This window comes from Bradyrhizobium sp. ORS 111 (assembly GCF_045571485.1).
GTDB lineage: Bacteria > Pseudomonadota > Alphaproteobacteria > Rhizobiales > Xanthobacteraceae > Bradyrhizobium.
On sequence record NZ_CP120701.1, the window covers coordinates 7,454,252 to 7,477,341 of the forward strand.

19 protein-coding genes are annotated in these 23,090 nt (G+C 63.4%); 6 read left to right on the plus strand and 13 right to left on the minus strand.

The window, feature by feature from the left end; genetic code table 11:
• Window positions 1–116 precede the first annotated feature (116 nt).
• From P6U30_RS34445 to P6U30_RS34465, 5 genes are all read right to left on the minus strand, one after another.
• Entirely contained in the window at window positions 117–998 is an 882-nt protein-coding gene (locus tag P6U30_RS34445; RefSeq protein WP_407167132.1) for a 3-hydroxybutyryl-CoA dehydrogenase, read from the minus strand.
• Between the two features lie 250 nt (window positions 999–1,248).
• Complete coding sequence (locus P6U30_RS34450; RefSeq protein ID WP_407167133.1) at window positions 1,249–2,196, minus strand: electron transfer flavoprotein subunit alpha/FixB family protein; 948 nt, start codon at window positions 2,194–2,196, stop codon at window positions 1,249–1,251.
• A complete protein-coding gene (locus P6U30_RS34455; RefSeq protein ID WP_407167134.1) occupies window positions 2,196–2,945 on the minus strand; it encodes an electron transfer flavoprotein subunit beta/FixA family protein in 750 nt (249 codons plus the stop codon). Before P6U30_RS34455 ends, P6U30_RS34450 begins: the two co-directional genes overlap by 1 nt.
• A gap of 117 nt (window positions 2,946–3,062) precedes the next feature.
• Entirely contained in the window at window positions 3,063–3,635 is a 573-nt protein-coding gene (locus P6U30_RS34460; protein WP_280981630.1) for a cob(I)yrinic acid a,c-diamide adenosyltransferase, read from the minus strand.
• A 60-nt stretch (window positions 3,636–3,695) separates the two neighbouring features.
• The gene (locus tag P6U30_RS34465; RefSeq protein ID WP_280981631.1) at window positions 3,696–3,890 is read right to left on the minus strand and encodes a twin transmembrane helix small protein; all 195 of its coding nucleotides are present in this window, start codon (window positions 3,888–3,890) and stop codon (window positions 3,696–3,698) included.
• A 163-nt stretch (window positions 3,891–4,053) separates the two neighbouring features.
• On the opposite strand from P6U30_RS34465, the gene P6U30_RS34470 reads away from it, so the two are divergent.
• Window positions 4,054–4,914, plus strand: coding sequence for a YihY/virulence factor BrkB family protein (locus tag P6U30_RS34470; RefSeq protein ID WP_407152679.1), 861 nt, complete (start codon window positions 4,054–4,056; stop codon window positions 4,912–4,914).
• On the opposite strand, the gene P6U30_RS34475 is transcribed toward P6U30_RS34470, so the two are convergent.
• Both P6U30_RS34475 and gluQRS read right to left on the minus strand, forming a co-directional pair.
• Window positions 4,841–6,139, minus strand: a complete 1,299-nt coding sequence (locus P6U30_RS34475) for an ATP-binding protein (protein ID WP_407167135.1) — start codon at window positions 6,137–6,139, stop codon at window positions 4,841–4,843. The two genes, P6U30_RS34470 and P6U30_RS34475, sit on opposite strands and share 74 nt — an antisense overlap.
• A 135-nt stretch (window positions 6,140–6,274) precedes the next feature.
• Window positions 6,275–7,144, minus strand: a complete 870-nt coding sequence (gene gluQRS, locus P6U30_RS34480; RefSeq protein WP_407167136.1) for a tRNA glutamyl-Q(34) synthetase GluQRS — start codon at window positions 7,142–7,144, stop codon at window positions 6,275–6,277.
• 177 nt (window positions 7,145–7,321) lie between these two features.
• Between gluQRS and P6U30_RS34485 the strand changes: the two genes are divergently transcribed.
• The 3 genes from P6U30_RS34485 to P6U30_RS34495 all read left to right on the plus strand — a co-directional run bounded on the left by P6U30_RS34485 (window position 7,322) and on the right by P6U30_RS34495 (window position 11,038).
• A complete protein-coding gene (locus tag P6U30_RS34485) occupies window positions 7,322–8,068 on the plus strand; it encodes a DNA-3-methyladenine glycosylase family protein (protein ID WP_407167137.1) in 747 nt (248 codons plus the stop codon).
• On the plus strand, window positions 8,065–9,153 hold the full coding sequence (locus tag P6U30_RS34490) for a DUF2855 family protein (protein ID WP_407167138.1): 1,089 nt from the start codon (window positions 8,065–8,067) through the stop codon (window positions 9,151–9,153). Before P6U30_RS34485 ends, P6U30_RS34490 begins: the two co-directional genes overlap by 4 nt.
• Window positions 9,154–9,250: 97 nt before the next feature.
• Window positions 9,251–11,038, plus strand: coding sequence for a flavin-containing monooxygenase (locus P6U30_RS34495; protein ID WP_407170610.1), 1,788 nt, complete (start codon window positions 9,251–9,253; stop codon window positions 11,036–11,038).
• Window positions 11,039–11,133: 95 nt separating this feature from the next.
• Here P6U30_RS34495 and P6U30_RS34500 read toward each other — a convergent pair whose 3' ends face one another.
• Entirely contained in the window at window positions 11,134–12,897 is a 1,764-nt protein-coding gene (locus tag P6U30_RS34500) for a chloride channel protein (RefSeq protein WP_407167139.1), read from the minus strand.
• Between the two features lie 193 nt (window positions 12,898–13,090).
• Between P6U30_RS34500 and P6U30_RS34505 the strand changes: the two genes are divergently transcribed.
• Together P6U30_RS34505 and P6U30_RS34510 are read left to right on the plus strand one after the other, a co-directional pair.
• Window positions 13,091–13,648, plus strand: coding sequence for an HNH endonuclease (locus P6U30_RS34505; RefSeq protein WP_407148928.1), 558 nt, complete (start codon window positions 13,091–13,093; stop codon window positions 13,646–13,648).
• Window positions 13,649–13,839: 191 nt separating this feature from the next.
• Complete coding sequence (locus P6U30_RS34510; protein ID WP_407167140.1) at window positions 13,840–14,895, plus strand: hypothetical protein; 1,056 nt, start codon at window positions 13,840–13,842, stop codon at window positions 14,893–14,895.
• A 76-nt stretch (window positions 14,896–14,971) separates the two neighbouring features.
• Here the strand turns inward: P6U30_RS34510 and P6U30_RS34515 are convergent, their stop codons facing one another.
• The 5 genes from P6U30_RS34515 to P6U30_RS34535 all read right to left on the minus strand — a co-directional run bounded on the left by P6U30_RS34515 (window position 14,972) and on the right by P6U30_RS34535 (window position 23,083).
• Window positions 14,972–16,123: an efflux RND transporter periplasmic adaptor subunit gene (locus P6U30_RS34515; protein WP_407167141.1), complete on the minus strand. Its 1,152-nt coding sequence runs from the start codon at window positions 16,121–16,123 to the stop codon at window positions 14,972–14,974.
• Between the two features lie 80 nt (window positions 16,124–16,203).
• On the minus strand, window positions 16,204–19,392 hold the full coding sequence (locus P6U30_RS34520; protein ID WP_407167142.1) for an efflux RND transporter permease subunit: 3,189 nt from the start codon (window positions 19,390–19,392) through the stop codon (window positions 16,204–16,206).
• 361 nt (window positions 19,393–19,753) lie between these two features.
• Window positions 19,754–20,995, minus strand: coding sequence for a S1C family serine protease (locus P6U30_RS34525; RefSeq protein ID WP_407167143.1), 1,242 nt, complete (start codon window positions 20,993–20,995; stop codon window positions 19,754–19,756).
• Window positions 20,996–21,158: 163 nt separating this feature from the next.
• Window positions 21,159–22,388: a PQQ-binding-like beta-propeller repeat protein gene (locus P6U30_RS34530; protein ID WP_407167144.1), complete on the minus strand. Its 1,230-nt coding sequence runs from the start codon at window positions 22,386–22,388 to the stop codon at window positions 21,159–21,161.
• Window positions 22,389–22,756: 368 nt separating this feature from the next.
• The gene (locus tag P6U30_RS34535) at window positions 22,757–23,083 is read right to left on the minus strand and encodes an antibiotic biosynthesis monooxygenase family protein (RefSeq protein WP_407167145.1); all 327 of its coding nucleotides are present in this window, start codon (window positions 23,081–23,083) and stop codon (window positions 22,757–22,759) included.
• Between the last annotated feature and the right edge of the window lie 7 nt (window positions 23,084–23,090).

Genomic DNA, 23,090 nt, shown 5'->3' on the forward strand with positions numbered 1-23,090 from the left:
CGGTATTCCCAACTCCGGCTTGCAAGTACGGAGGGCATAGCGCGGAGGGGTTAACGGCCGGTAAGAGCGCGCCGCGTCGGGCGGACGCATCGCCAGCCCGAGAGCTGATAGCGGAATTACCGCGTCGGGATCGGCTTATCGCCGCGATAGTCGTAGAAGCCGCGCTGGGTTTTACGCCCGAGCCAGCCGGCCTCGACATATTTCACCAGCAGCGGACACGGCCGGTATTTGGAGTCGGCCAGACCCTCATGCAGCACCTGCATGATCGACAGGCAGGTGTCGAGGCCGATGAAATCGGCGAGCTCGAGCGGCCCCATCGGATGATGCGCACCGAGCTTCATCGCGGCGTCGATCGCCTCGACGTTGCCGACGCCCTCATAGAGCGTGTAGATCGCCTCGTTGATCATCGGCAACAGAATGCGGTTGACGATGAAGGCGGGAAAATCCTCCGACACCGCGACCTGCTTGCCGAGCTTGGCAACGAAGGCCTTCGCGGTATCGAACGTCACATCGTCGGTCGCGATGCCGCGGATCAGCTCGACGAGCTCCATCACCGGCACCGGATTCATGAAGTGAATGCCGATGAAGCGCTCGGGGCGATCGGTCGACGCCGCGAGCCGCGTGATCGAGATCGATGAGGAGTTGGAGGCGATGATCGCCTCCGGCTTCAGCACGGCGCAGACATCGTGGAAGATCTTGCGCTTGGTCTCTTCCTTTTCGATTGCGGTCTCGATCACAAGATCGCAATCCGCCAGCGCATCGAGCGTCTCGGCTGGCGTGATGCGGTCGAGCGCCTGCTTGCGGTCGGCGTCGGAGATGGTCTTCTTGGAGACCTGGCGGGTCAGGTGGCCGTTGATGGTCGCCAGCCCTGACTTGAGCCGCTCGGCGGACACATCGTTGAGCACCACGTCGAAACCGGCCAGCGCGGCCACATGCGCAATGCCGTTGCCCATCTGGCCCGCACCGATCACGCCGACTTTCTTGACTGTCACCGTCATCTTGTCATCCACCGGAACGGCGCGCACATCGCGCCTGCCCAATCCCAACGATACCCGAAGCGAAGCCTTCCGGATGCCCTATTGGCCGGAAAATTGGCCCCCGAGCTCATGATGCAGGAGGAAGCGCGTCATGACCTCATCTCTTTGTTTGAGCATGATCTTTTCGGGACACCGTTCCCGTTTTCTCAAAACCACGCCCGAAAAAATAACACCGGCCGGAGCCTAACTCATCCGGCCGGTGTCGTGTCGCTTACTTTCCGAGCTTGCCGAGCGCTTCGGTCAGCTCCGGAACCGCCTGATAGAGGTCCGCGACCAGGCCGTAATCGGCGACCTGGAAGATCGGTGCGTCCTCATCCTTGTTAATGGCGACGATCACCTTGGAGTCCTTCATGCCGGCCAGGTGCTGGATCGCGCCGGAGATGCCGATCGCGACATAGAGTTCCGGGGCGACCACCTTGCCGGTTTGGCCGACCTGCCAGTCGTTCGGCGCATAGCCGGCATCGACCGCGGCACGCGAGGCGCCGACGCCGGCGCCGAGCTTGTCGGCGAGCGGCTCGATGTACTTGGTGAAGTTCTCGCGGCTCTGCATCGCGCGACCACCGGACACGATGATCTTGGCCGAGGTCAGCTCGGGACGGTCGCTCTTGGCGACTTCCTCGCCGATGAACGAGGAGAGGCCCGGATCGGCCGCCGCCGCGGCGTTCTCGATCGCCGCGCTGCCGCCCTCGCCGGTCGCGGCGAAGGTCGAGGTGCGCACCGTGATGACCTTCTTGGCGTCCTTCGACTTCACGGTCTGGATCGCATTGCCGGCATAGATCGGCCGCTCGAACGTATCGGGCGCAACCACCTTGATGATCTCGGAAACCTGCATGACGTCGAGCAGCGCCGCGACGCGCGGCATCACGTTCTTGAAGCGCGAGGTCGCGGGCGCAACGATCGCATCATAGCTGCCGGCGAGCGAGACGATCAGCGCGGCCAGCGGTTCGGCAAGATCGTGCTCATAGGCGGGCCCTTCGGCCACCAGCACCTTCTTGACGCCGTTGAGCTTGCTTGCTGCTTCCGCGGCCGCCTTGGTGCCCTGGCCGCCGGCGATCAGCACATGAACGTCGCCGCCGAGCTGGCTTGCCGCGGTCAGCGCCTTGTTGGTGGAGTCCTTCAGGGTCTCGTGGTGGTGTTCGGCAATCAAAAGCGTCGTCATCAGAGAACCCCGGCTTCGGTCTTGAGCTTGTTAACGAGTTCGGCGACGTCCTTGACCTTGACGCCTGCCTTGCGGCCCGCCGGTTCCGCGGTCTTCAGCACCTCCAGACGCGGGGTGAGATCGACGCCGTAATCGGCCGCCGCCTTGTCGTCGATCGGCTTCTTCTTCGCCTTCATGATGTTGGGCAGCGACGCGTAGCGCGGCTCGTTGAGGCGGAGGTCGGTGGTGACGATCGCCGGGCCCTTGAGCTTGACGGTCTGCAGGCCGCCATCGACTTCGCGCGTGACCTTGAAGTCGGAACCATCGACCTCGAGCTTGGAGGCGAACGTCGCCTGCGACCAGCCGAGCAGCGCCGCCAGCATCTGACCGGTCTGGTTGGAATCGTCGTCGATCGCCTGCTTGCCGAGAATGACGAGGCCGGGCTTCTCCGCCTCAACCACCGACTTCAGGATCTTCGCAACGCCGAGCGGTTCGACATTGCCCTCGGCCTTGACGAGGATGCCGCGGTCGGCGCCCATCGCGAGACCGGTGCGGATGGTCTCGGAAGCCTGCGCCGGTCCGATCGACACCACCACCACCTCGGTCGCCTTGCCGGCTTCCTTGAGCCGCAACGCTTCCTCGACGGCGATTTCGTCGAACGGGTTCATCGACATCTTGACGTTGGCGAGCTCGACGCCCGATCCGTCACTCTTGACGCGGACCTTGACGTTGTAGTCGACGACCCGCTTTACCGGCACAAGAACCTTCATCGATCCTCTTTCGCTATGATTTTGTGGGTTTCGGTTGGCTGGCGCGGAACCTAAAGGTCCGGATACCCCCGGTCAACGCGCGTGAGCCAAAAATCCGGCCTCCCGATTTGAGGCAGTCTAACGGTTCTGGCCCGGCACCCACAACACGTCTCCCGCCCCCTTGTTATTCTGGAAGCGGCTGGCAACGAAAAGGAAATCCGACAGGCGGTTCATATACTGGATGCCAGCGGCATTGACCGGTTCGTCGGGCCGGGCAGCGAGTTCCACCATCATGCGTTCCGCCCGGCGACATATCGTGCGGGCGAGGTGCAGATATGCAGATGCGGCTGTCCCGCCGGGCAGCACGAACGAGGTCAACGGCGCGAGCTGATCATTCAAGCTGTCGATGTCGCGCTCGAGCCGCTCGACCTGGCTCGCCAGCATCCGCAAGCGCTCGGCCTTGCCCTCGCGCTCGGGCACCGCAAGGTCGGCACCGAGATCGAACAGATCGTTCTGGATCCGCCCGAGCATGGCGTCGAGCTCGGGACTGTCAGCGAGATGCAGCCGCACCACGCCGATCGCGGCATTGGTCTCGTCGACGGTGCCATAGGCAGCGACGCGCAGATCGTATTTCGGACGGCGTTCGCCGGAGCCGAGCGCCGTGGTGCCGTCATCGCCGGTGCGAGTGTAGATCCGATTGAGAACGACCATGACCAGCTCCAGTGTTCGTGTCCACCTCTCCCTGTGGGAGAGGTGAAGAGCCTGCCTCAGCTAGCGTCCCATCGCCCAGACCGCGAGCATGGCGATGACGATCGCGACGAACTGCAACAACACGCGCAGCCGCATCAGCCTTTGCGATGTGTTCGGCGAGCCGCCCTTCATCATGTTGACGAGGCCGAGCAGCAGAACCAGCGCCACGGCGGCGACGGCGATGGGAAGGATAAACGAGCTGAGAAAGGATGCCATCGGCGGTACATAACACTGCGCGGAGCGGACTTCCACAGACCGCAGCGATGCAACCAACTGGCTTTTCATCGCATAATATCAGATGCTGGCCCTGCTTCGGGTCGACCCCTTCGACAATGCCCGGTGGAATGTGAAACAGCTTCGTTACGTCTACCGCGTCGTGATGGATGCCTTCTACACCTTTCTCTCCGACGACGGCTGGGCGATCGCGAGCCACATCGCGCTGTCGACGCTGATGGCGCTGTTTCCATTCCTGATCGTGCTGACTTCGCTGGCCGGCTTCTTCGGCTCCAAGGAGCTTGCCGACCAGGCCGTCGGGCTGTTGCTGCAGGTCTGGCCGCAGCAGGTCGCCGAGGCGCTGTCCGGCCAGATCCACGACGTGCTGACCAACACCCGGGGCGACATCCTGACCATCGGCGCGGTGCTCGCGGTCTATTTCGCCTCCAACGGCGTCGAGGCGCTGCGGGTGGCGCTCAACCGCGCCTACGCCGTCGCCGAACCACGGCGCTGGTACTGGCTGCGGTTGGAATCGATCGGCTATACGCTGGTCGCGGCCTTCACCTCACTCGCGATGGCATTCCTGATCGTGCTCGGACCGCTGATCATCGAAGCTGGGCGGCGATATATTCCATTCTTCGTCGAATCGAACGAGAGCCTGCTCAACACCGCCCGCTACGGCACAACGATCCTGGCCCTGATCATTGCGCTGTTCATCCTGCACGCATGGCTGCCGGCGGGCCGCCGCAGCTTTTTACAGATCCTGCCCGGCATCATCTTCACCATGGTGGCATCGCTGATCTCGGGCATTGGGTTCGGCATGTATCTGGCGCGCTTCGCCAACAACTACGTCACGATGTATGCAGGACTGGCCTCGGTGATCATCGCGCTGGTGTTCATGTATTTCATTGCCGCGATCTTCGTCTTTGGCGGCGAGCTGAATGCCGCGATCATCAAGTCTCGGTTGCCGCGCGGCGTGTCGCTGCAAGCAGCGCAGTCGCTAGCGCCCGCGGAGAGACAGGCTTGACCAGGAAGGCGTCGGCGCCTGCGGCGCGCGCAGCATCCTCATCCTCGCTACGGCCGGAAATCCCGATGATCGCGACGCTTCCATGCGGCGACGGCAACGCGCGGATCCGCTTGATCGCTTCGACTCCGCCGATGCCCGGCAGCACCATGTCCATCAGCACGGCGTCGAAGCGACCTTGAGTGAGCCGATCGGCTGCGGCTTCGCCCTCGCCGATGAATTCGGTGTGATGACCGAGTTCGGTCAGGATCGTGTTGAGCACGACGCGGCCGAACGGATTGTCTTCCACGCTGAGCAGCCGCAGCCCCTGCGACGCGCGCGCTGCGGCGGCGTCATCCGACATGCCGCCGATCGGTCCCTTGGCCGGCGCGAGCACTACGCTCAGCGTGAAAGTAGTGCCGCCGCCCTCGCGCTGGACCGCGACGATGTCGCCGCCCATCGCAAGCGCGAGCTGCTTGACCGAGGACAGGCCGAGCCCGGCACCGCCGAACCGCGAAGCGATCGAGACATTGGCCTGAGAGAACGGCCGGAACAGGCGCTTCACCTCCTTGAGCGTCAGCCCGATGCCGCTATCGGAAATCGCGAAGCTGACACCGATCTTGCCCTTCGCGGCCCGAGCCGGCGCCACCCGTAGCGCGATGCCGCCGTGCTCGGTGAACTTGACGGCATTGTCGATCAGGTTCTCCAGCGCCGCCCGCAAGCGGACGGGGTCGCCGACCGCAAAGGCAGGCGGTTCGTCTGATATCTCGACGGTGGCTTCCAGCCCCTTGGCAGCGGCGCGGCCGGCCAGCGAATCGCCGGCACTGCGCGCCAGCGTGTGCAGATCGAAGAAATCCTGCCGGACCTCGAGGCCCGGGCCCTCGCTGCGCGCGGCATCGACAAACAGAGTGGCAAGGCTCGCCAGATGTTCCGCACCGGCCTTGATGGTGTCGACCCAACGCCGCTCCCGCTCGCCGAGATCGGAGGTCGCGAGCAGATTGCTGATCGCCAGGATCCCGGTCAGCGGCGTCCGCACCTCATGGGCAAAAGCGGCCAGCGCGGTTTCAACCATCCCGGGACCGGCCTTCCTGCTCACCTTGGGTGCGGCCCCCTTGCTGCGCGGCTTGGCCGCCTTGACGGCCTTCTTGGCAGCGCCGGACCTTGGTGCGCGCGTTCGCGGGGCGCGCATCTTGGACGGCGCCCGCTTGGGTCGCCGCTTGTTGCGCCTTGCGCGCGATGTCGCCGCCATGGTTTCCGTAATCCCGTCCCCGGGAGCCAGCATGGCATGTCAGGAGTGCCGGAGTCACGGCGGTGTGTGCAGCCCGCGACCGCAAAGCGCCGTGATGGTAACCGGATTTCCTTCGCGACCGCACGCCGGTGAAATCTACGGCAGGCCCACGAGGCGGCGAATGTCGGCCGGGCTCACGCCCTTGCTCCGCAACTCGCGCAGCCCGGTCGCTCGCGTCGATTTCGACAGCTTGTGGCCCGCCTCGTCCCGAATCAGCCGGTGATGCCGGTAGGCCGGTGGGGCCAGGCCGAGCAGGTCTTGCAACAAGCGATGGACACTGGTCGACCAGAACAGGTCGGTGCCACGGACCACGTCAGTAACGCCCTGCAGGGCGTCATCAATCACGACTGAGAGGTGGTAGCTGGTCGGCGTCTCCTTGCGGGCCAGGATCACGTCACCCCACGCCTCCGGCCGCGCGGCGACCTCGCCGGTTTCACCGGCCGGACCCTCGCCCGATTCGCGCCAACTAAGGCCGCCGGCGCGCCGGCGTGCCGCGGCCATGTCGAGACGCAGCGCGAACGGTGCACCCTGCCCGATCAGCCGGTCGCGCTCCTCCGGCGGCAGCGACTTGGCCGTGCCCGGATAAAGCGGCGCTCCATCCGGATCGCGCGGCCAGGCGCTCCTTGTTTCCCTTTCGGCGACCAGTCGCGCGATCTCCGCCCGGCTCTCGAAGCCCGGATAGACCAGCCCCTGCGCCGACAGCCGCGCGATTGCCTCGCTGTAGGCGGCAAAATGCTCCGATTGCCGCCGCACCGGCGTCTCCCAGGCGATGCCGAGCCAGGCGAGATCCTCGTAGATCGCCGCTTCGAACTCGGGCCGGCAGCGCGCCCTATCGATGTCCTCGATCCGCAGCAGCAAGCGTCCGCCCGCCTGCCGAGCCAGGTCGAAGTTGAGCAGCGCCGAGAAGGCATGGCCGAGATGCAGGTAGCCGTTCGGGCTTGGGGCAAAACGGAAAACGGGTGGCATGGCGATTGGTCGCGCGTCATTGCCGGGCATAGCCGTCTGAAGGACGGCGTCGCTTCCGCTCGCCTATGCCCGGCATCCATCTGAAGGAGACTCTGTTACGATAGGCGATGGTGCGGGTCATCCCCAATCAAGTTCGAGCCTCATGCCCCCGCGCGACACAGTGATGCCGATCCCACAATGCTGATCCATCTCGAAACCCAGGCCGACCTCGACGACGCGGTTAACAAGCTGGTCGATCAAGACCGCCGTCTAAGACCAATCCTCGAAGTGACGGGCATGCCAGCGATCCGCCAGCGCGAGCCGGGCTTTGCCGGGCTTGCCGCTATCGTCTGCGGGCAGCAGCTCTCGACCGCGAGCGCCGCGGCGATCTGGGGGCGCATCAGCAAGGCGTTCGATCCGTTCCATCACGATGCGATCCGAAAAGCCCGCGCCGACCGGCTTGGTCGGCTCGGCCTGTCCGCCGCCAAGATCAAGACGCTGAAGCACATCGCGCGCGAGCTCGCCGAGGAGCGGCTGAACCTCGAGGTGCTCGCCAATGAGGACGCGGACGCCGCCCACAATACGCTGACCGCGCTGCCCGGCATCGGGCCATGGACCGCCGACATTTACCTCCTGTTCTGCCTAGGCCATGGCGACGCCTGGCCCGCGGGCGACCTCGCGGTGCAGGAAGCGGTCAAGATCGGCCTCGGGCTCAAGGAACGGCCGACGCCGAAGCAGATGGCGCCGCTCGCCGAACCATGGCGCCCGCTGCGCGGCGCCGCCGCGCATCTGTGGTGGGCCTACTATCGCGTGCTGAGGAAACGTGAGGGCGTCATCGCCGGCGACAAGCAAGCGAACAACGTTTCAAACTTTGTTGCTGTTGCGGAGCCCCCCAGGGGCAAGGCAAAGATCGCCCCGCGCAAAAGGCCGGGATCGAGGTCATGAAATCCACCGACTTCATCGTCATCCGCAACAATTTGCAGCAATGCAAGATGATCGAGATGCACCTGCCTGATCCCGCAGCACTGCCCACCGATGCGCTGCTGGTGAAGGTCTCGCGCTTCGCTTTCACCGCCAACAACATCACCTACGCCGTGATCGGCGAGCAACTGAAATATTGGCACCTATTCCCGGCGCCCGAGGGCTACGGCATCATCCCGGTCTGGGGTTTTGGCGAGGTTCTCGCCTCCAAGCATCCCGATGTCGAGATCGGCGAGACGCTGTTCGGCTATTTCCCGATGGCGACGCACCTGGTAATCGAGGCCAGCGACGTCAGCAAGCGCGGCCTCCGCGATGCTGCCGCGCACCGGCAAGAGGTATCACCGGTCTACAACGCCTATGCCCGCGTCTCCGGCGACCCGACCTATGCCGGACGGCAGGGCGACTATCGGGCGCTGCTGCTGCCCCTGTTCATGCTCTCGTTCCTGGTCGACGACTTCCTGGCCGAAAATGACTTCTACGGCGCACGCAACGTCATCCTGTCGTCGGCCTCGAGCAAGACCGCGTTCGGTCTCGCCCACCTGCTGCATCAACGGCAGGGTATCCGCGTGATCGGGCTGACATCCAACGGCAATGTCGGTTTCGTCACGTCGCTCGGCTGCTACGACGAGGTGGTCACCTATGACCACATCACCGCGATGCCTGCGGCTGAGCCCGTCGCCTATGTCGACATGGCCGGCAACAGCGCGCTGCGCGAGACGCTGCACCGGCACTTCGGCGCGCGGATGGTCTATTCCGGCCGGGTCGGCTTGACCCATCGCGCCAGCGAACCGGACGAACCGGCTTTGCCCGGCGCCAAGCCGGTCTGGTTCTTCGCCCCGGATCAGATTCGCAAGCGCGCCAAGGAATGGGGACCGGGCGGCGTCGACCAGCGGTTCAGTGCGGCCTGGGCGGGGCTCGCGCCGCGACTGCCGGAGTGGCTCGACGTGATCGAGCGGCGCGGACCATCCGAAGTGCGCGAGGCTTATCTCGATACCCTGCAGGGCCGGGTTCCACCGAAGCAAGGCTTGATCCTGTCACTGGCCGAATAGGCGGCATCCCGTCACGTTCATTCTGCAAGCCCGCGAAATGGGTATAGGCTTTGGCTATGTGAATGCCGCCCAGACGGCCGATGACGAGAAACGTCCGATGCTCGACAAGACCGACGACATTTCGGTTGCCGCCGACAATTGGCTTGTGCAGTTCGAGGACGCGCTGGCAAGCCCCGACGATGTGCTGCTGAAGCCGCTGTTCCATCCCGACAGCTACTGGCGCGACGTGCTGGCGCTGAGCTGGAACATCCAAACCGTCAACCGCGGGTTCGCAATTCTCGAGGAGCTACCCGCGCATGCGCGACGCAGCGCGCCGCGCAACTTCCGCATCGATGCCGATCGCGCAGCGCCCCGGCGGGTGACGCGTGCCGGCACGCAGGCGATCGAGGCAATCTTCAAGTTCGAGACATCGGTCGGCCGCGGCCATGGCATCGTGCGTCTGGTTCCCGATGCTGGCGACGGCGGCCGGCTGAAGGCCTGGACACTGCTCACCGCGCTCGAGGAGCTCAAGGGATTCGAGGAACAGCAAGGCCATACGCGGCCCCGCGGCCAGGCTTACTCGCGCGACTTCCGTGGACCCAATTGGCTCGACCTGCGCAAGGCAGCCGCCGAATATGGCGACCGCGATCCCGCCGTGCTCGTGGTCGGCGGCGGGCAGGCCGGGCTCGCGATCGCCGCACGGCTGAAGCAGCTTGCGATCGACACGCTGATCGTCGATCGCGAGGCACGCGTCGGCGACAACTGGCGCAAGCGCTATCACGCGCTGACCCTGCACAACCAGGTGCAGGTCAATCACCTGCCCTATATGCCGTTTCCTCCGAACTGGCCGACCTACATCCCCAAGGACAAGCTTGCCAACTGGTTCGAAGCTTACGTCGACGCCATGGAGCTGAACTTCTGGACCGGCACGGAATTTGTCGGCGGCAGCTATGACGAGGCGCAGGGGCGCTGGAACATCGAGTTGCGCCGCGCCGACGGCACGACGCGCAGGATGCAGCCGCGCCATGTCGTGATGGCGACCGGCGTCAGCGGCATCCCGAATCTGCCCGACATCCCCGGCCTGAAGAATTTCTCCGGCAAGGTGGTGCATTCCAGCCGCTACGAGGATGGCGAGGACTGGACCAGCAAATGCGCGCTGGTGATCGGCACCGGCAACAGCGGTCACGACATCGCGCAGGATCTGCATTCCTTCGGCGCCGATGTCACCCTGGTGCAGCGCTCATCGACCCTGATCACCAACATCGAGCCGTCGGCGCAGCTCGCCTATGCCGCCTACAATGAAGGCACGCTCGAGGACAACGATTTGATCGCGACCTCGATGCCGCTTGCGCTCGCCCGGCGCAGCCACGTGCTGATGACGGAACGGTCGAAGGAGCTGGACAAGCCGCTGCTCGATGACCTCGCCCGGGTCGGCTTCAAGCTCGATTTCGGCGACGGCGGCACGGGCTGGCAGTTCAAATACCTCACCCGCGGCGGCGGTTACTACTTCAACGTCGGCTGCTCGGACCTCGTCGCGAGCGGCGCGATCAAGCTCAAGCAATTTGCCGACATCGAGACCTTCGTAGCCGAGGGCGCGCGGCTGAGGAACGGCGAGACGCTTGCAGCCGACCTCATCGTGCTCGCGACCGGCTACCGGCCGCAGGAGGAGCTGGTGAAAAAGCTGTTCGGCGAGGCGATGGCCGCGAAGGTCGGCTCGATCTGGGGCTTCGGCGACGGCCAGGAGCTGCGCAACATGTACACGCGCACGCCGCAGCCCGGCCTGTGGTTCATCGCCGGCAGCCTCGCGCAATGCCGTATCAACTCGCGCTACCTCGCCCTGCAGATCAAGGCGATCGAGGAAGGCCTGTTGCCGCGCGACGTCGGGCCTGTGGCAAAACTTCCGTAACCTTCAGCCCGCGCAGCCAGATGGATTGCTTCGCTGCGCTCGCAATGATGGCCGCCTCACTCCGGCTTGACACTGGACGCCGTCACTTCGCGAAGTCAAACCTCCCCGATCACCTCGCGCCGGCGCTGCTCGGACTCTTCCGCATAGCGCCGCATCGCGTGGGCCTCGGTGAGCAAGCCGATCGGCCGCCGGTCGCTGTCGTCCTCGACCACGGCAAGCGACTCGGCCTCGGCGGCGTCGAACACTGCGATCGCCTCCTGGATGTTCATCACCGGATGCAGCACCACATCCGCGTAGCGCAAGATGGTAGCAAGCCCCTTGTCGGCCGCGAGATCGGGCGCGTGGGCATCCGCGACCAGCGCCAATCCGGCATAATGCCCCTGGCCGTCGATCGCGACGACCTGCGTCTTTGAACCCGGCGGGAATTTCTCGCGGAATGTCTTGATCGGCATCGCGGCATCCACCGTCGCCATGTCCTGCCGCATCATCTTGCCGACGGTGAGATCGCGGATCCAGCCGACGTCGGCGGCGCTGCGGATGGTCTCGCCGCGCAAATGCAGCCGCCAGGTCGCGAACGAATAGCCGAACAGTTCGCGCGTGATCATCGTCGAGATGATGACAGCGACCAGCACCGCGGCGGAGAGCCAGAGATTGCCGGTCGATTCCAGCGCGATGAACGACATCGTCAGGGGACCGCCGATCACCGAGGCCGACAGCGCGCTCATGCCGATCACCGCATAAGCGTTGGGATCGAGGCTCAAGCCCGGCCAGACCACGTCGACGCCGGCGGCGAACAGGCGGCCGCCGAGCGCGCCCATGAACAGCGTGGCAAAGAACAATCCGCCGCGAAAGCCGGTGCCGAGCGAGACAATGGAGGCCATCGCCTTCAGCACGAAGATGCCGGCGATGACGGCGAGCGGCATCGCCGCAAGTCCGGCGACATACAGCGCGCCGTGGCCCGACGACATCACCTGCGGCGTCACCAGAGCCATGGCGCCGACAGCAAGCCCGCCGAGCGCCGGCCGCAACGGTGGCCAGAGCCGGATCTTCGTCAGCAGCGTCTCGCACAGCGTGACCCCGCGCATGATCGCAATGCCGGTCAGCGCTGCGATGATGCCGAGCAGCGTGGCGATCGCGATATCCCGCCCGAGCAGATCGCCGACGGTTCCGACGCCGACCCCGAGTGGCAGCAGCGCGAAGGCGTGGGCCACGAAATAGCCGGTGACCGCAGCCACGCCGACCGGCGTCAGGCTCGCCGGCGTATAGCCACCGATCACAAGTTCGAAAGCATAGAAGGCGCCCGCCAGCGGCGCACCGAACGCGCCGGCGATCGCCGCCGCCGCACCACATCCGACCATGATTCGCTGGTCGTTGCGGCGCAGATGGAAACCACGGCCGAGCGAGGCGGCGAGGCCGCTGGCGAGCTGAGTGTAGCCGGCCTCGAGCCCGACCGAGGCGCCGACGCCGCTCGACCAGATCGTCTGCAACGCCACGATCAAGCTGCCGCGGAACGACATCCGCCCGCCATAGAGTGCGTTGGCCTCGATCGGGTCGATTTCGCGGGCCGGCCGAACGCGCAGCAGCAGGAGGAACGCGATCCCCAGCAGCAGTCCGCCGAGCCCGGGAACCACGATCGCACGCAGCGGATCGATGCTCGGCTGGCTCGACAGCCGCTCACCCCACGGCAAATTGAACAGCATGGCATGCAGCGCCGTGACCAGCCCGCTCATGGTCGCCACAACGAGCCCGCCCACGGCCCCGATCAGCGCGGCCAGCACCACCAGGCTTGTTTCGTGCGCGCGCACGAATGCGCGGAGCCGGCGCGGCGCCTCCAAATAGCTGGACGTCGTGGTCGTCATCGGCAGGATCCGTCGGTGGCCGACAAAGGCCTCCCGGCTCCCTTTAGCGGGCCTGACGGGGCGGATGCAATCGGGGCAGGAACATGGCAGCGCAGGGCGGATAAGCCGCGCAACGCTCTTCACAATCCCGTCACGCTGCCTGTAGTATGTGAGTGCATGCTGCTTCGCAGCTAATGGGAGTCAGGAGCGTTATTTGAACGCACATGTCTCGCAAGGCGGATGGCCGGTCCTGGTGCTGAACGCGGACTTCCGGCCGCTGAGTTACTACCCGCTGTCGCTCTGGTCCTGGCAGGACGCGATCAAGGCGGTGTTCCTCGATCGCGTCAACATCGTCGAATACTACGACAGGGCGGTACGAAGTCCTTCCTTCGAAATCCAACTGCCGAGCGTCGTATCCCTCAAGTCCTTCGTCAAGCCGACCACCCACCCCGCCTTCACCCGCTTCAACGTCTTCCTTCGCGATCGCTTCGTCTGCCAATATTGTCTCTCGGGCGACGACCTCACCTTCGATCACATCATTCCGCGCAGCAAGGGTGGCCAGACCACCTGGGAGAACGTCGTCGCTGCCTGCTCGCCCTGCAATCTGCGCAAGGGCAACCTGACGCCGCAGCAGGCCAAGATGTTTCCGAAGCAGACCCCTTTCGCGCCGACGGTGCACCAGCTCCACCGCAACGGCCGCCTGTTCCCGCCAAACTACCTGCACGAAAGCTGGCTCGACTATCTCTACTGGGACACAGAGCTCGATCCGTAAACGTAGGTCGACGCTTACAAGCGCCCCACTATTTGTTCCCTTACCTTGCAGTCTGCCAACTGCCGCGCGGTCATCCGCTATTGCGGGGCCAGTGCGTATCCGGCTAACCTTTTGGTGGCGGGGCTTCGTTGGAGGCAGGGATTGTGCATCCACGCTTGGTCGTTCTGTCAGCCCTGTGCCGCGACATCACGATGCCGATCCTGGTCGTGCTCATTGTGGCGTCGTCTGGCCCGATGCGCCTTCGCGACGATCTTGGCCTGACGCCCGCAACACGCAGCGCTCCGCCATCTCTGCCCCACGCCGCGACCGACGTCACCGTAGATTTGAGCGCGCACGCCAGTGTCAACGCGCCGGTCACTGACGTGTCCGCAAACGAGCCCGCGACATCGATTCCAGCGACATCGATTGACGGGCTGGCCGGGACAGACATTGAAACAATTCCACCGGCTGCGTTGACGCCCGAGCGAGAGGCTGTGCAGCCGACAGCTCTTCCCCCGTCGGGCAGTAGCGACGACCAGAACACAGAGGCGACCGACGCCGCCGTTGTTGACGAATGCCTGGTCCTGGAAGTTTGCGTCGATCGATATCTGTGGGCGCTCTATCAGCGCGCTCCCAAGGAGGACACAATAAAGACCGAGACGTCCGAACAGGTCTCTGCGAAGAAGAAGGGCAAACTGGTCACGATCACAAAGACGATCGCAAAGCTCACCGATGAAGATTTTTCGTGGAAGGACGCGAAAGCTGCCGACAGGGCCGGCATGTCTCTGGAGGCCTACGTCATCGGTGGGATGGATCGTGACTTCAAACTGAAGCTATTCTACATGCTTCATGCGGCCCAGAAGGAAGGCCTGTCGCCCGGCATCACCAGCGGCTTTCGTGACGACTATCGCCAATCAATTGCAAGCGGCCTGAAGGCTGCCGACAACCGTTCCTATCACGGCGGTACTCTTCGCGGAGGCTATGGCCACGGACTGGCGGCCGACATCGTCAGCATCGACGGCGCAACGCGGACACAGCGATATGCTTCGAGTCAAATTCTCTGGAAGTGGCTTGATGAGCACGGCGGCGAGTTTGGCATCGGACGCCCCTACCTTGATAGAGACCCACCCCACGTCGGCCCGATCGACGGACAGGAATACGCCGAACACCGTCTTGGTGTCCGGACCAGGCGAGTTGAAGCGGCAGAAAAGCAGAGCTCACCTGGAAAACACACGATCGGAAAGCGCGCCAAAACAGCGAGGCTGTGACCAGATCAAGATGCGATTGAATTGAGATCATGCTCACGCTCAAAGCGCGGTAACGCTTCAACTCAATCGCATCGCTCTAGTGCGTCGAGGCAGTCTGGTCATTTGCAGCGCCGTCCTTGACCGGCATGCCGTCGGCAATGTCGATGGGCGGATTCAGTATGACCCGCTCACCCGGATCGAGGCCTTGCTTGACCTCGACCTCGGCGCCATTGTCCGCTGCAAGCTCGATATGCCGCAAATGTGCGCGGCCGCCTGCGGCGATCGCAACGCTGAGGCCCCGCTCATCGAAGATGACGGCTTCGGCCGGCACGATGATGACCGGTCGCTTGCGCGGAATACTGAACCGGACCGTGCAGTAGAGGCCGGGATGAAGCGTGCCGTCCGTGTTGTCGACGTCGACTTCCGTCAAGAGGGTCCGCGTGCCGGCCTGCAAAGCGTTGGCATTGCGGGAGATCGTCCCCCGGAAGGTCCGCCCCGGAATTTCCGGCACGATGACGTCGGCCTGCGCACCGTCCTCGATCGCCAGCGCTGCATCTTGTGGCACGTAAGACTGGACGCGCAGAGTATTGGTGCGCGCGATCGAAAACAATGGTGTCCCGGTGGCGGTATCCGCGGTCACCAGGCTTCCGACATCGACTTGACGCGAAGTTATGATGCCGTCAAAGGGCGCGGTCACGCGCTCGAAGCCCGTGAGTTGCTCAAGCCGCGAGACTTGCGCCTGTTGCGCGGCGAGGTTGGCCGTGGCGACGCGGACCCCGGCCGACTGCGCCGCGAACCCCAGGCGGTCGGTGTCGCCCTGCTGCTGGGACTGCCAGCCCTGCCCCACAAGGCGGGATGTCCGTTCGTTGTTCGAGCGCGCGAGTTGCTCGTTGGCGCGGGCTTGTTCGAGCGCGGCTTCGAGCTGAGTCTCCTGCGCCCGCGCCTGAACCAGTTGCTGGTCAAGATCCGGCGCAGCTATCGTCGCCAGGAGATCACCGGCATGCACACGGCTGCCGATGTCGATCCTGCGCTCCTTGATGTATCCCGTCGCCCGCGCAAAAAGCGTGGCGTTCTCGAATGCCTCCGTCGTACCCGTCAGGCTAAATGTTCTCGGATTGGTTGTTGCGTTGGCCGACCGGGTGCGCACGGCCGGCACCATGTTCTGCTCATGCCTCAATGTTTGTTGCGCCATCGCGCTGCTTTGCCCGCGCCGCCAGGCGCCATAGCCGATGAGGCTGCCGATCAGCACAACGGCAACCAGCAGCGCGCCCCAGGCGACGCGGCGGCGCCGCCCGGATTGATCATGGTCAGGCTGCCGTTCGGGTTCGATCATTGCTGGTCCTCACCTGCATTCCGGCGTTGAGGTCTCGTCCGGACTTGCTCATGGCGGCCCAGTACGGAATAGAGATATGGGACGATCAGCAACGTCGTGATGGTGCCCATCAGGACCCCTCCAATGACCGCGCGCGCGAGCACGGCGTTCTGCTCGTTGCCCGCACTGCCGAGCGCCATCGGAATCATGCCAACCACCATGGCGGCTGCCGTCATCAACACCGGGCGCAATCTGGTCTTGCCCGCCTCGTGCGCCGCCTCTGTTGCCCCGACGCCCGCCTGGCGCCGCTCCCGCGCGAACGCCACGAGGAGGATCGAGTTTGCGGAAGCGACTCCTATCGCCATGATCGCGCCCATCAATGAAGGCACGCTCAACGGCGTTTCAGTCGCAAACAGCATGAGCACGATGCCACAGCCCGCGCCCGGCAGCGCCAGAAGCACGGCGAGCGGATCGAGAAAGCTCTGGAAGTTGACGACCATCAACAGGTAGACGAAGAGGACGGCGAACAGAAGTCCGATCAGCAGATCCTTGAATGCGGAGTTCATGCTTTCGATTTGGCCGCGTACGGCGATGCGATTACCCGGCTTGAGCTTGCCCTGGAAATCGCTGACGATCGCCTGGATCTTCCTCGCCGTTGTGCCGAGATCGGAATCCTGCACGCTGCCGTAGATGTCGTAGGCCGGCTGAACGTTCGAGTGATTGAAGACGGATTGCACCGACTGCCGTGTCATGCTTGCGATGTTTCCGAGCACATTGGGGACCGGCGCTTGCGTGCCGGCTTGGCTTGTAATCGGCGTATTCTTGATGTCGTCGACGCTCCCGATCCGGTATTGCGGCGTCTGAACTGCAAGATAGTAGGGAATTCCGGCCTTTGGATCCGTCCAGAAGTTGGGTGAAACCTGCTCCGACGAACTCAGGCTGGTATTGATGTCGTTGGCGACGCTGTTGACGGTGAGCCCCAGTTCCTGCGCGCGATTGCGGTCAATGTCGTAGTGCAGTTCGGGCGCATCGAGCTCCTGTTGGATGTGCACGTCCACAAGACCCGGCAGAGCGCTCAAGCGCTGCTTCAGCGTCTTGGCAAGCTCGCGATTGCCGGCGCGGTCCTGCCCTTGCACCTCGACGTCGATCTGCGAGGGGATACCGAAGTTGAGGATCTGGGTGACCATATCGGCCGGCTGAAAATAGAAGAGAACGTCGGGGAACGCCTGATGCAACTCCTCGCGCAGGCTTCTGACATAGTCGGCGGTGGGACGATGGCCTTCATTGAGCGAGATCAGGATTTGTCCATCATTCACCCCGATCGTGGAGCCATCCGTGAAGGCGAGGTTATAGAGCCGCTGGGGCAATCCGATATTATCGAGAACGAGACCAAGATCCTCCGGCTTGATGTGCTCGCGGATCTTGTTCTCGACGGCCTGGAAGGTGCGCTCGGTATCCTCGATGCGCGTTCGCGCAGGTGCGCGCACGTGAAGCTGAATCAATCCAGCATCGACCGGTGGGAAGAAATCGAGACCGACGAACGGGGCGAGTCCAATCGCTCCGCCGACGATGGCGACAGCGACGACCGGGACCACGATTCGGCGGGCCAGGAGACTGCCGAGCAGCCAATCATAGAACTCACGGAAGCGCTCGAAACCGCGGGTAAAGTGCCCGTGAAACCACGCCAGGAATCTCGCGGGGGCCGACTGGCCGGAATCCCCCGCATGTTCGCTCCGCAGCAGGAAGCTGATGATGATCGGGGTGAGCGTGCGTGCAATCAGGTAAGACGCAAGCATCGCAAATGATACGGCAAGCCCCAGTGGCGTGAACAGGAAGCGCGCTGGTCCCTGCAGGAAGAACAGCGACACGAAGACCGAGCAGATAGCCAGCGTCGAGACGAGGGTCGGAAGGGCGATGCCGGCGGAGCCCTCAAGCACGGCCTGATCGAAATCCATACGGCGCTCGAACAGCCGGTGCGTGTTCTCGATCGCTACCGTGGAATCATCGACGAGGATACCGATAGCCAGTGCAAGGCCGCCGAGCGTCATGGTGTTGATGGTCTGTCCCATCACTGCAAGTACGGCGATCGAGGTGAAGATCGAGAGCGGAATCGAAACCGTGACGATCAACATCGAGCGCCACGACCCGAGGAAGAGCAAGATCATCAGCGCCGTCAGCGCCGTCGCGATCAAGCCCTCGCGCACCACCCCGTCGATCGCCTCGGATACAAAGGCAGACTGATCGAACAGAGGCCGAATCTCCATTCCGGGCGGAGCCGCCTTCTGAATCTCCGGAAGCGCCGCCTTGACGCGATTCACAACGTCGAGGGTGGACGCGTCGCCGTTCTTGATGATTGTAAGCAGGATCGAGTGGCGGTCCTCGGCGCGTACCACGTTCTGCTGCACAGCCCAGCCATCACGGACATGAGCGACGTCCTTGAGCGCCACCGTCGTATTGCCGACTTGGCGAATCGGCACGCTGTTCAACGCTTCGACGGTCGACGGTTGCGCGTTGATGCCGACGATGTATTGCTTGCTCCCGATCTTGGCGTCGCCTGAAGGCAGCGTCAGACTTTGCGCATTGACGGCGTTGACCACGTCAGTCGGCGTCACGCCTTTCGCGCGCAGCGCCTCCGGGTCTATATCAACCATGACCTGACGATACTTGCCGCCGTAAGGCGTGGGTAGTGTGATGCCCTGGATCGGCGCAAGCGCTTGCCGCATGCGATAGATGCCGTAATCATAGAGTTGCTGCTCGTTGAGACGATCTGAACTCAGGCTCAGTTGGAGCACCGGCACGCTGGACGCGTTGTACTGGACCACGATAGGCGGCTGAATGCCTTGGGGCATCAGGCTGCGGATCGAGTTGCTCGCCGAGACAATCTGACTCATCGCGAGATCGACATTGACGTTGGGCTGAAAGTAGATTTTCTCGACACTGATGCCGGACAGCGTCTGCGACTCGATGTTGCGCACATTATTGACGCTCGAGCTGATCGAATACTCGCTATATGTGGTGACCCGCTGTTCCATCTCCTCCGGCGTGAGGCCGGTATATTGCCAGATCAGCGTGATGACGGGGACATCGATCCGCGGAAAAATATCCTTAGGCGAGCTCAGGATCGCGCTCACGCCAAGAACCAGCATGGCCAGCGCCATGACATAGAACGTATGTCGATACTTCAGAGCAAAGTGTACGATCGCCATCAGAGCATTCCGGTGTCGCGGATGATCTGCGCCGAGCCGGGTCTTTGCGATCCCGTTCTGACACGACGGCTGGGTAAAGCGAGCGCATGTTGGATCGTTCCGACAGACGCGTAGCGCGCGCATGCATCGCGTGATTTTGAAGCTCTGCGGCCGCGAGCGACGATCATACCCGTCCGCTCGCGCCGGACTTAGTCAGCACTGCTGCTGCATACCGGCCTTGCGGATAGAGCGGCCATCCCTGCGAAACACGAATGGCCTGCCTCGCGCGGCCTCCTGGACGCCGGACAAGCCCGACGAGTGCGACTCGATTGTTTATCGATGCGCGCGTCGGGGAGACTTGGCCCGGCCATTGGTCCTCCACTTATCCCGGATCGGGGGACGAAGACTCGGATTGATCGGGCAGCCGGTCCAAGGTCACATTTAGTGAACTCTCCTGCCCATTGCGAATCATCGCGACTCGAATCGAGGAGCCGGGTGACATCGCATGGATCTTCTTTGTCAGGTCGTTGGCAGTCTTGATTGGCTGACCATCAACCGACGTGATCACATCTCCGCTCTTTAATCCGCCTTTCGCGGCGGGGCCGTCGCTGCGAACATTCGCAACGATCGCACCATGAAGATTGCTCATGCCGAGACTGTCAGCGATTTCGGGCGTCACCGATTGGACTTCGGCCTGCATGGATCCGCGCGTGACGCTGCCCTTGTCCTTCAATTGGGGGATCACGGATTTGGCGGTATCGGCCGGTACTGCGAAAGCTACTCCTGCCCAGCCTCCGGATGGCGAGACGATCATACTGTTGACGCCGATGACCTCGCCGCTGGTGTTAAAGCTCGGTCCGCCCGAGTCACCGGTGTTGATTGGCGCATCGATCTGGATGAATCCTTCGCTGGCGCCGGTCCCGATTTCACGCTCGCGCGCCGAAACGATGCCCGCCGTGACCGTCCCACCGAGCCCAAACGGACTGCCCGCGGTGAGGATCCATTCCCCCACGCGAGGAGGCTGGTCGGCGAGCCTCACGTAGCTGAAATCCGTCCGCCCATCGACCTTGAGCAAGGCAAGGTCGCTGAGCGAATCCGCCCCGACGACTCGCGCCTGATAGGTCTTGTTATCGTTCGTCCGGATCTGAACAGTCTTGTTGTGTTCGACAACATGGCTGTTTGTCACGGCATAGCCGTCTGATGAGATGAAGAAGCCTGATCCAACCGCAACCGCTTCACGCGCATTCGGCTTCTGCGCTGAGCCCGATCCATCGGAGTCCGGCATCTTTTCCTCGTCTTCGTCGTTCGGAGTGCGTTGATCGGGCACACCAAACTGGAAGGGCTGACCGGGAAGCACTTTCCGCGTCGCTGCGGTCCGGGAGACGACTCCGATCACCGCGGGCTGCACTTTTTCCGCGAGGTCGGCAAAGTTAGGTGCACCGTCATGCCGGGTATCCGCCACACGATGCATCCAGACCGGCGCCCTCATGGAGGATCCGGCGATATTGGGTTGATTGGGTTGCGAATGCACGATGCTCGCACTCACCAGGGTCGCAGGAGCGATGATGCTCCCTATGAGAAATGCTCGGGCGTAGAAGGACAGGTTTGGGTATTCCATTCTCATGTCCATGTCTCGTTGTTGCCCAGCCGGCTTGCCATTGTTCCCGAGGTCCAACGATTTGCCGGGAGGGCCGTTCCAATTGCCCTCTCGCCAAGATCAGTCGTGCGGGCTTGCGTGCACGGGATCAGGCGCGTGCATAAGGGCTCGTACCGAGGCGGTACGGGGCTCAGAACTTGAAAGCGTAAACACGTTCATCGGCCCCGATATACAGCCGGTCCTTCGTCGCGATGACCGACTGAAAGCGTCTGAGGCCGCGCAGGGTCTCGCTGGCATAAATCTGCTCGCCGGTATCGCCCCGGAACGCGTGCAGCCGATTGTCCCCTTCAGCGCCGAGCATCCACACGATCGGATTGGAATGCCCGTCCGTGGTTGTCACAATGGGAGAGCCACGGCCGCGGACAGCGCCGCACCACGCCGTGGCCATCGCCGGCTTGGCGCCTGCCGTGATCTTTAAGACGGTCAGTTCACCCCGCTTCTCCGGGCACTGCGCGCCCTGAGCCCGGAACGCGACAAAGACGCCGTCGTCGGCGCGGTAGGAGGCGGGCGAGGTGATGATCAACGACTGCGATACTACTTTCACCGCCAACTGGCCACCGATGCCACCGAGATCATTGCGATCGAGAAGATAGGCCTTGCCATCCTTGCCCAGTGCCAGGATCAGCGCGTGATCGCCGCCCGCGCTGGGAACGTCGAGAGGAATTGGATTGCTACCTCCAAGATCGACATCGCCGGCATCGAGTGTTTTCCAGTCTGACGGGGCAAAATAATCCTTCTTGTCGTCGCTGCGGTGCAGGTCCGCGCCAACACGAAACACGGCTTCGCCGTCGCTCCAAGTTTGCGCGCCAAATGTATTGCCGGTGGTGAAATAGATGTCATGTCCGACAACGCTCGGTCCGCCAGGCGACCAGCTCCCGCCCCCACGCGCCCGTGTCTGGAAACTGATCAGCTTGCTCGGATCACGCAGGGGAATTCCGACGATCCAGCCATGATAATTGCCGCAATCGCCGAAATGGCCGCCGAAGGCGACGTAGAGCGTGCCGTCAAGCAATGTAAGCGCGCTGCGTTGGTTCTGCACGCTCGCATCGAAGTGCCGCCCCGTCGTTTGCAACACACCGGCAACGTCAATCGGCCAGCCGGGAAGAACGCTGCCATCCCTCATCGAAAGGGCGAACACCTGATGGCTCGGCCCGCTTGCCCGCTCGACCGCCGCATCGAAATAAATGGCTTGCGTTGCGGGATCGATGACCGGTGTGCCGGTGATGCCAAGCGGATTGATGTTTCCGCACGGCAATGACGACGCCCGCACGGGACGCCCGACCGTGCGTTTCCACAGTTCCTTGCCAGTGGTCGCATCCAGGGCATACACGACGTCGTCTTCAGTCGCCACGAACAGCATCCCGCTGTTCGCTCCGGGAGGCTGCCAGTAAAGCGGCTGGGCATATGTGGGCCCCGCGATACTGGCGTTGAACATCCCGTCGGTCTGGATCGATTTGGCCTTCTCCCAGGACAGTGCCGGGACGACATAGTGGCCGCTCCGGCCGCTATCAGCGTGGTAGGTCAGGACTGCACTGTCCTGGGCGCCGGCCGATGGGGCTGACAGCGCAAGAGAGACGGCTCCAGCCAGCGCAATTGAAATCGACGAGGCGCGCCGGCTGTAGATGTGCCCGACGACCCTGCTACTCGGCGCCCACCAACACGGGGAGCCGTTCGCATCATCCTGATGGCTTGCTCCGCGGCCCAACAAAGCTCCGAGGCAAAGCCAGCTCACTGTCGATCACCAAGGACCTCGGTAATTTCATAGAGGTGGGGATCGATCCCGTCAGTCACGCTTTCGAACTGGCTCCAGGCCTTCCGGAATTCGGGCGATTGGTGTGCTGCCCGGAGCTGGTCGCGGGTTTCCCATTGAACATAATTCACGATCCGGCGCCCATCGAGGCTTCGATGCAGGCTGATCGAAATGAATCCCGGTTGACGCTGCATGAAGCGAGCGCGCTCCGTCATGAGCGACAATGCCTCGGCCTGCTTCTGCGGTTCAGCTTCGATGATGGTAATCTGCGTGACGGGCCGTTGTTTGGTTTCGGTACGCGGCATGATGCTC

Excerpts from the sequence above, each read along its gene's own strand:
- P6U30_RS34445 (WP_407167132.1), bottom strand. The coding sequence starts at position 998 with ATGACGGTGACAGTCAAGAAAGTCGGCGTGATCGGTGCGGGCCAGATG.
- P6U30_RS34450 (WP_407167133.1), bottom strand. The coding sequence starts at position 2,196 with ATGACGACGCTTTTGATTGCCGAACACCACCACGAGACCCTGAAGGAC.
- P6U30_RS34455 (WP_407167134.1), bottom strand. The coding sequence starts at position 2,945 with ATGAAGGTTCTTGTGCCGGTAAAGCGGGTCGTCGACTACAACGTCAAG.
- P6U30_RS34460 (WP_280981630.1), bottom strand. The coding sequence starts at position 3,635 with ATGGTCGTTCTCAATCGGATCTACACTCGCACCGGCGATGACGGCACC.
- P6U30_RS34465 (WP_280981631.1), bottom strand. The coding sequence starts at position 3,890 with ATGGCATCCTTTCTCAGCTCGTTTATCCTTCCCATCGCCGTCGCCGCC.
- P6U30_RS34470 (WP_407152679.1), top strand. The coding sequence starts at position 4,054 with ATGGATGCCTTCTACACCTTTCTCTCCGACGACGGCTGGGCGATCGCG.
- P6U30_RS34475 (WP_407167135.1), bottom strand. The coding sequence starts at position 6,139 with ATGGCGGCGACATCGCGCGCAAGGCGCAACAAGCGGCGACCCAAGCGG.
- gluQRS (WP_407167136.1), bottom strand. The coding sequence starts at position 7,144 with ATGCCACCCGTTTTCCGTTTTGCCCCAAGCCCGAACGGCTACCTGCAT.
- P6U30_RS34485 (WP_407167137.1), top strand. The coding sequence starts at position 7,322 with ATGCTGATCCATCTCGAAACCCAGGCCGACCTCGACGACGCGGTTAAC.
- P6U30_RS34490 (WP_407167138.1), top strand. The coding sequence starts at position 8,065 with ATGAAATCCACCGACTTCATCGTCATCCGCAACAATTTGCAGCAATGC.
- P6U30_RS34495 (WP_407170610.1), top strand. The coding sequence starts at position 9,251 with ATGCTCGACAAGACCGACGACATTTCGGTTGCCGCCGACAATTGGCTT.
- P6U30_RS34500 (WP_407167139.1), bottom strand. The coding sequence starts at position 12,897 with ATGACGACCACGACGTCCAGCTATTTGGAGGCGCCGCGCCGGCTCCGC.
- P6U30_RS34510 (WP_407167140.1), top strand. The coding sequence starts at position 13,840 with ATGCCGATCCTGGTCGTGCTCATTGTGGCGTCGTCTGGCCCGATGCGC.
- P6U30_RS34520 (WP_407167142.1), bottom strand. The coding sequence starts at position 19,392 with ATGGCGATCGTACACTTTGCTCTGAAGTATCGACATACGTTCTATGTC.
- P6U30_RS34525 (WP_407167143.1), bottom strand. The coding sequence starts at position 20,995 with ATGAGAATGGAATACCCAAACCTGTCCTTCTACGCCCGAGCATTTCTC.
- P6U30_RS34530 (WP_407167144.1), bottom strand. The coding sequence starts at position 22,388 with ATGCTGTTCGTGGCGACTGAAGACGACGTCGTGTATGCCCTGGATGCG.
- P6U30_RS34535 (WP_407167145.1), bottom strand. The coding sequence starts at position 23,083 with ATGCCGCGTACCGAAACCAAACAACGGCCCGTCACGCAGATTACCATC.